This is a genomic window from Rhodococcus sp. PAE-6, from assembly GCF_025290685.1.
GTDB lineage: Bacteria > Actinomycetota > Actinomycetes > Mycobacteriales > Mycobacteriaceae > Rhodococcus > Rhodococcus pyridinivorans.
On the sequence record NZ_JAOCLZ010000075.1, the window covers coordinates 1 to 1,185 of the forward strand.

The window sequence follows — 1,185 nt, forward strand, 5'->3', positions numbered from 1 at the left end:
CCGCTGCCTCCGCTACCCTCGCGGAAGCGGCATAACCGAAATGACACCGTGTCCAAGGTCAGGGGTTAAGGCCCCTCACCGCCCAATTGGCTTCGGTGCAGGCCGCCCGCGCCGAGCAACGCCGCTGGCACCAACGCGGCGGGCGGCGCCGCCGGGCGCCGGGTGCCGGCAAGCGGCGGTTGATCTCGGACGCCGCCGCGCTGCTGATCACCGTCGTGTATCTGCGGCAGGTGTGCTCCCAGCGGGTGCTTTCGGAACTGCTCGGGGTCAATCCGAACTCCATCGGCGAGATCATCGCCGAAACGCGGATGCTGTTCGACGAGCGTGGCCACCACGTCACCCCGATCATCGGGTTGCGGTTGAGCACCGCCGCCGACCTTGTCGGATTTGTCCGCGAGGACCGGGTACTCGGTCCCGCCCCGAATCGGCTGCTCCCCGAAACGTTGTCGCATCCGACGCTGACCGGCATGAGTCGCCGGCAACTGGACGAACTCGTCGAACGTCTCGCCGTTCGGCAAGCCGCCATGGTCGAACGACGCCGCTACGCCCAACGTGGCGGCGAGCGGATGCCCGGCGGCCGCGGCGGAATCTTCCTTCAGAAGATCACCGATGCCGAACGTGTCCTGGCCACGGTGCTGCACCTGCGGCGACTATGCACTCGCGCTGTCCTTGCCGAACTGTTCCAGGTCAGTCCGCGCACCATCGGTAATGCGCTGCTCGACGTGCGACCACTGCTCGAACAGGACGGCTACATCCCGGTGCCGGCACCCATCCGCTACCGCACCGCCGCCGAACTTCTCGCCGCCATACCACCGCACGAGAGCGACACCAGCGAATCGATACATTAATTTCTTACAGCTACACTATTCGACCAATCTCATGGCGGTGACCCCGAAAACGTCGTGGCCTTGGGTGAAGACGTTGCTGCATTCGGTCTATGACCAACCCGACGCTGATTCGGTTCACGCGCAATACGACCGGGTGATCGACGCTCTCGAATCGAAACTACCCAAGGTCGCGGAGCATCTCGACGCAGCGCGAGCGGACCTGCTGGCGTTCACCGCGTTTCCGAAGCAGATCTGGCGGCAGATCTGGTCGAACAATCCGCTATCGGTTAACCGGCCCTCCCACGACACGATCACGGTTGCAGCGTGAGGTCCTGAGCCGACGACCGGTTGAGGCGCA

General features: G+C 64.6%; 2 pseudogenes. Both read left to right on the forward strand.

Annotation, left to right across the window (positions count from 1 at the left end):
• Nucleotides 1–74 precede the first annotated feature (74 nt).
• Nucleotides 75–848: pseudogene (locus tag NVV99_RS26255) on the forward strand (ISAzo13 family transposase); the annotation flags it as partial.
• A gap of 13 nt (nucleotides 849–861) precedes the next feature.
• A pseudogene (locus NVV99_RS26260) lies at nucleotides 862–1,185 on the forward strand (transposase); the annotation flags it as partial.